4 protein-coding genes are annotated in these 6,646 nt (G+C 64.4%); all 4 read right to left on the reverse strand.

The features are described from left to right. Nucleotides 1-16 precede the first annotated feature (16 nt). Genes car through A5625_RS18485 form a run of 4 tightly spaced genes read right to left on the reverse strand, consistent with a single transcriptional unit; the run spans nt 17 to nt 6,426 of the window. Nucleotides 17-3,523: a carboxylic acid reductase gene (car, locus tag A5625_RS18470; protein WP_066997040.1), complete on the reverse strand. Its 3,507-nt coding sequence runs from the start codon at nt 3,521-3,523 to the stop codon at nt 17-19. Nucleotides 3,524-3,542: 19 nt separating this feature from the next. After that, nucleotides 3,543-4,490, reverse strand: coding sequence for an SDR family oxidoreductase (locus A5625_RS18475; RefSeq protein WP_066997043.1), 948 nt, complete (start codon nt 4,488-4,490; stop codon nt 3,543-3,545). Next, the gene (locus A5625_RS18480; protein WP_066997046.1) at nt 4,484-5,707 is read right to left on the reverse strand and encodes a cytochrome P450; all 1,224 of its coding nucleotides are present in this window, start codon (nt 5,705-5,707) and stop codon (nt 4,484-4,486) included. The genes A5625_RS18475 and A5625_RS18480 overlap by 7 nt, the downstream gene beginning before the upstream one ends. Further along, entirely contained in the window at nt 5,704-6,426 is a 723-nt protein-coding gene (locus tag A5625_RS18485; protein ID WP_066997049.1) for a TetR family transcriptional regulator, read from the reverse strand. The genes A5625_RS18480 and A5625_RS18485 overlap by 4 nt, the downstream gene beginning before the upstream one ends. Nucleotides 6,427-6,646 lie beyond the last annotated feature (220 nt).

Raw genomic sequence — 6,646 nt, forward strand, 5'->3', positions numbered from 1 at the left:
TCCGATCAGTTGCCGTTCAGCGGGTGAGCACACCGATCCGTTCGAGGTCGGCTAGGTATTTGTCGATCAGCTCCCTGGACAGGTGGGGAATCGCACGCCCGGCGTCGTGTGCGGCCGCCCGGAACCGGTCTCCGGGCACCGGCGAGCCGGCTATTGCGGTCATGGGTTCACGGTAGACGTCGAGCACGCTGAGCACCGACTGTGCACGCTGATTTTCCGGGAGCGCACGCATTGCCGTCTCGAATCGAGTCAGCCAAGTCGGGTAGTCGTCGATCTTTTCCACCGGATACCCCGCTGCGATGATCCAGTCGACGAAGGTGTCCAACGAGATTCCGTCGTCGTGCGGATTGGTGGTGTTATAGGTGTCGAAACTGCTGCCGTGCTGCGGGCCGATCGCTGCGATCACATCGGCCAGGAAGTCGACCGGCAGACCATCGTAATGCGGGCGCGCGCCGGTGGAGCCCCGGTAGAACGAGCGCGGAGCGACGCCGGTGGCGACCAGGCTGAACAGCAATCGAGTGAAGATGTCCGGCACATTGAGTTGTCCCGCATACCTGCTGTCGGCCAAGATCATGCCGGGCCGGAACACCGCGATCGGCAGCCCGCACAGGTCGTGTGCCTCGCGCATCAAGACCTCACCGGCCCACTTGCTGATTCCGTAGCCGTTGGCGTAACCGTCGTTGACGGTGCAACTGGGCACCGAGCGGCGGATATCGGTGTCCTCATCGACGAGTTGATGCGCGACGGCGCTGACGCCCATGGTGGAGATGTAGTGGATCGGCTTGAGCCTGGCGGTAATTGCCAGCCGGATGATTTCGGCGGTGCCCACCACGTTGGGCGTGAACAACTGGCGGTAGGGCAGTAAGTGGTTGACGTGCGCGGCGGGGTGCACGATCAGGTCGACCGTGTCGGCCAGACGTCGCCATGTCGCGTCATCCAGGCCGAATCTGGGCTCGCCGATGTCACCGGCGACGACGTCGAGATGATCCTCGGCCAGCGATCCGAAGCGCTCCTGCAGGGTGGTGTCCGAGCCCAGCGCCGCCTCGATTCGCTGGCGGGCCTGCGCGGCGTCGGCGCCACGGGTCAGACAAATCAGGGTGCCGCCCAACTCGGCGAGTCCCTCCAGCCATTCCATACCCAGGAAGCGGCCAAGGAATCCGGTTGCGCCGGTGAGTAACACGGTGCGAACCTCGGCCGTCGGTCGTGGCAGTAACAGCGCGGAATTCAGGACGTCGTCGTCGATGAACTTGTTCAAGGTCAGGTCTTCGGCGTGCACCTCGGCGGTGGTGGTGTCGTGCACCGATCCATACGTGGGCCGGGTGGTGCCGGCGGCGCGCTGACGTTCGATGTGGCCCGCGATGGTGAGTAGGTCGCCGGTCGGATCGATCACGACGCTGACCGGAACTTCGATGCCGTAGATGTCTGCCAGCAGCGTCGAAAAGGTCAGCGCCGAAAGGGAGTCGCCGCCCAGGTCGATGAACCTCGCCTCGGGTGAGACGTCGGGCGGGGGCACGCCGAGGGTGGCCTGCACGGCTTTGGTGACGGTAGCCAGAACCGGCTGATCGGCGCCACCGGTACGCAGAACCCGAAGCTGGCCCAGTTGGTCGTCGGCCATCCGTGCATAGAGCTGTTCCAGCCGGTCGCCGTAGCGGGCTTTGAGCTTGGGCCGCAGAAACTTTCCGACGCCGGACAGCAAGCCGTTGGCCAGGCTGAACGGCTCCGTCTCGATGATGAAGTCGCGGGGGATCTCATAGCCGTTGAGTTGGTTGTCGCGTGCGATCTGCCGCAACGACTGGGCGATCATCGCTGCGTCGGCACTTCCGTCGGTCGGCACCACCACGGCGAGCAGGAAAGAACGGGCGCTGTTGCCGTAGATGTAGATCTGGTGGATCAGGGCGCTGGTCGAATACAGCGCCTCCAGGCGGGACACCGCGACGAACTCACCCTGGGCAAGCTTGATCACGTTGTTGCGACGGTCGACATAGCGCAACCGGTCCGGGCCGACCTCGGCCATGATGTCGCCGGTTTTGTAATATCCGTCTTCGTCGAACATGGTGGCCGTGAGGTCGGGCCGGTTGTAATAGCCGGCCATGAAGCGGGCCGACTTCACCGCCAATTCTCCTCGCGGATAAGGCTTGTCGGTATTGAAATAACCGAGCTCGGGAACGTCGAGGAGTTTGTAGTCGATCACCGGTGGCCGCAACACGTGCTCGTCGGCCACGATCATGCCGCCGGCGATTTCGGTGGACGAATAACCGATCAGCAGGTGCTGATCGAGCACCTCTTCCATGAACACCTTGATTTCCGGCGACAACGCGGCCGATCCGCAGCCCACCGCCAGCACCCGGCCGCCCAGAATCTCTTCTCGGATCGCCGCAATGATCTGGGTTCCGGCTGCATCGGCGTCGGCACCGGCCATCAGGTGGCGGTCCAGCTCGCGCTGGTAGTGGTGAAAGAACATCTCGCAGACTCGCGGCACCAGGCTCATCGAGGTGGGTCGTACCAACGCCAGGTCCTCGAACAGGGTGGACAGATCGCTCTTGGCGGCGAAATAGCTTGTGCCACCGTTGGCCAGCGTCAGGATGACGTACCCGTAACCGATCAGGTGGCTCATCGGCATGTAGCTCAAGGTGATGACCGGCTGATCCGACTGCGCGAGCCAGGTGCCAATGCACAGGCTTTCGGTGAACATCGCGCCTTTGGGTGTGCCGGTGCTGCCCGACGTGTAGAACACCCATGCCAACGGGTCTTCGCCGTCCGCGGCCACGTGCAGCGGCGCGGGTGGCAGCACCGCGCCGTTTGCGACGACGGTGTCGATCGTCTCGACGGTCAGCGAACTGCCCGCGGCAGACAGTCGCTGCTGCACGGCTTCGAATACCGCGCGCTGGTCGTCGTCGCCTGGTTGGTAGTCGAAGACGATCAGCCGGTCCGGCGCCGTGCCTGCCAACGCCGCCTCCATGGCCGCCGCGAGATTGTCGATGCCCACGGCCAGGATCCGCGGCCGGGTCTCGTCCAGGATCGGCGCGTGCTGGGCAGCCGGAGCGCTGGTTTGCAAAGGCACCACCACGGCACCGAGGTGGATACAGGCACATTCGATGGCCGTGTAGTCGATGCTGGCAAACCCCAGCACACAGACGAAGTCTCCGGCGCGAACCGGGTGGCGTTCGTGGTGATGCCAATCCGCGGCGGTGGCCTGCACGCGCGCCCACAGATCGGCGTAGCTGACCGTCTCAAATCGTGGCAAGAAGTGCAGTATCGAACGCCCGGTTTCCGGATCGGTGACGAGCTCGCGAGCACGCTGCGCGAGGGCGGGCCGCCTGGCGTAGCCCTGCAAGACGGTCGCCATCACCTCGGCGATCCGCAACCCCGGCGCGCGTGCGGCGGCGGCGATTTCGTCGTCGGGCCGGGTGTTCCGGAATTGTTCATCGTCGGCGTACAACCGCTCACGCCGGCGCGCCAACCGTTCCCACTGATCCTGCTGAGCACCCGGATCTTTGACGTCACTACGACCGACGAACGCCATCTGTCACCACTTTCTGATGTCAACCCGGATAGCTCACACCGGTGAGCTGTTCGGAGAGCTGCCACAGCTCTCGCATGTCGGGCTCGCTGCGGGCCAGCCGGGGGACGCCCGCGAAAGTGACTCCGCCCCTGACGGTTTCATAGAAGCCACGCGGTCCGTAGTATTTCGCGCCCTGCGCATCCGGTGACACCGCGGCGTAGAGGGTCGGTTTGATGCCTTCGTCGATGTCGAGCCACAGGAACGGCAGCAGTCGCCAGGTCAGTTGGGTGAACCGGGCCTGCAACGTGGGCTTGGTTCGGCCGTACGAGGCGCCACTGAGCAGGTTTGTCTTGCTCAGACCTGGGTGCGCGGCGTTGGACATCAACCCCCAACCGCCTTGGCGGCTACGCCGATCCAACTCGACGGCGAACATCAGTTGCGCCAATTTGGAGACACCGTAGGAGTACATCGGTTTGTAGCCGTGTTCGGCGTTGACGTCGCCGAAGTCGAGCTTGCCCTGGGTGGCGGCGATGCTGCTGACGCTCACCACCCGTGCGGATTCCGCCGCCCGCAGCAGAGCAAGCAGTCGTCCGGTCAATGCGAAATGCCCTAAATGGTTTGTGCCGAACTGCAATTCGAAGCCATCATGGGTCTGTTGCCGTTGCGGGGGCGTCATCACGCCGGCGTTGTTGATCAGAATGTCGATCGGACGCCCTTGGGCGGTCAGTTCCTCGGCCAGCGCCGCCACGCTGTGCAGCGACGACAGATCCAGTTGCCTGATGGTGAGCTTGGCCTGCGGTACGTCCCGGCGGATACCGGCCAGGGCCCGTTCGCCCTTGGCCCGGTCGCGGATCGCCATCACCACGTCGGCACCCGCCCCGGCCAGCCGCTTTGCCAGACCGAACCCCAAACCGCTGTTGGCACCGGTCACGACGGCGAATTTGCCACGCAAATCAGGGACGTCGAGTGCGAGATCGGGCTTCACCATGTCACAGGCAACTCATAGAGGCCGTAGGCCAACGCGTCGTGCTTGAACGGAAGCTCTTCCAGCGGCACGGCAAGCCGCAGTGTCGGGATACGGCGCAGCAGCGTGGGCAAGACGATCTGCAGTTCCATCCGGGCCAGCTGCTGACCCACGCACTGGTGGCGGCCATAGCCGAAGCCGACGTGCGGTCCGTCTTCACGAAGCAGGTCCAGCCGGTCCGGATTGGGGAATTGGCGCTCATCCCAGTTCGCGGGCGCGACATCGAGGATGATTCCCTCGCCGGCGCGGATGGTTTCCCCGCCAATCTCGATGTCTTCGACAGCAATTCGTCGTTGGCCGGTCTGGATGATGCTCAGGTAACGCATCAGCTCTTCGACCGCGGTGGCGACGACCTTCGGATCATCGGTGTCGCACAGCAGCGCACGCTGATCGGGATGTTCGAGCAACGCCGCGATGCTCAGACTGATCATGTTCGCGGTGGTCTCATGCCCCGCGATCAGCACCCCGGTGGCCAATTGCGCCGCCTCGCGCACACTGAGCTCTTCGGCGTTGACCCGCTCGGCGAGGTCGGACACCAAATCCTCTGAGGGATCGTGCATCTTCGTCCGAACCAGGTTCGCCAGGTACTTCGCCAACGAGGCGGCGCCCTGGGCGGTGTCCTCCTCGGTCGCGTAGCGACCCATGCCCCGCTGGGCCTGGGTCTGGAAGAATTCCGCGTCCTCATAGGGCACGCCCAGCAGTTCGCTGATGACCAGAGAGGGGACCGGCAGCGACAGGGTGCTGACGATATCGCCCGGCTTCGGGCCGGCCAGCAGGCCGTCGATGTGATCGTCGGTGATCTTCTGCACAGCCGGCCGCAGCGCTTCAACTCGCTTGAAGGTGAACGGTTTCGACAGCATTCGGCGAAACCGGGTGTGCTCTTCGGCGTCGGAGGTGAACACCGAGCGTGGGCGCTTGTGCACGGTGGCGAGCATGCCGGCGTTCCAATGCGGATAGCCCGGCAACCGGTCGTCGACACTGGTGCGGGAATCGGTGAACAACGCACGTATCGCCTCGTAGCCGTGGATGAGCCACGGGGTGCTGTCGTCCCAGATCCGGACCCTGCTCAGCTGCTTGTCGGCGTTGAGCTCCAATACCTTCGGAGGCGGAGCGAACGGGCAGCTGGGTGCCCGTGTCATCGGAAACTCCGGGATATCAGTGGCGGTGGATCCTTCAGTCATCGTGCTCCTCGGTTGTTGGTCTGCGCAGGTGTGTGTGAAGGCTGGCTGCCCGCCGCACCCACGTGGACCGGCGCGCGCCACAGACCGACGATCGCGTCGATCAGCCCTTCGCCGGCGACCGGCCACGCCGACCGCGACCGCGGCCCGTGCTCGGCCAGCGCGCCTTCGTGTTCGGCGCACGTATGCATGAGCAGGTTGCGCACCATCACCATGCGTTCGGCACGAACGCGCTTGGGCAGTTCGGGAAGGCAGCGGTTGATGCCGTCGAGCGTCTGCACCAGTAACGGCGACGTCAAGGCGTCTTTGGTGACCACATGGCGGTAGGTGGGATCGGCCATCGCCTGCGCAGCGAACCGGGCATACCAGGTCGGGGTGCCCAGCGCGGACAGATGATCGGTCAACGGCCGCACCAGCGCACCGACCCAGTCCCGTAGTTCGGTCGAATCACCGATGGTGGCCAACATCTGGGCGCGCAACTCCTCGATCGGTTCGCGGTGTTTGCTTTCGATGGCACGCAACAGGTCGACCCGGGTGCCGAAGTGGTAGCACGCCGCGGCGTTGTTGCCTTGCCCGGCCGCTTCGCTGATCTGCCGATTCGACACGGCATACATCCCACGCTCGGCGAATAGCACTTCAGCGGCCGACAAGATCGCCTCTCGGGTGCCCGTCGACCTGTCGGAGCGAGCGATCCGCTCGGCGGTCATCGCCTCAGTGAACACCGCGCACCCGGTTAAATCAAGCAATTTATTTACCCGTGGCGGCCGAGGCGGGGCGAGGTGGGGTAGCGGTTATCGAAACCCAGGCTTGTCAACCGCATTTCATCGTCTTGACGCCCCGTTTCGATCCGCAGGGAAATACAGTCGTCCCATGAATCCGCTGCAGCGACTGGCCCGCAACCCGACGGCCTATCGCTTGCTGGTCCTGAACGGTCGTGCGGCC

Origin of the sequence: Mycobacterium sp. 1465703.0, from assembly GCF_001672975.1 — a bacterium.
Lineage (GTDB): Bacteria > Actinomycetota > Actinomycetes > Mycobacteriales > Mycobacteriaceae > Mycobacterium.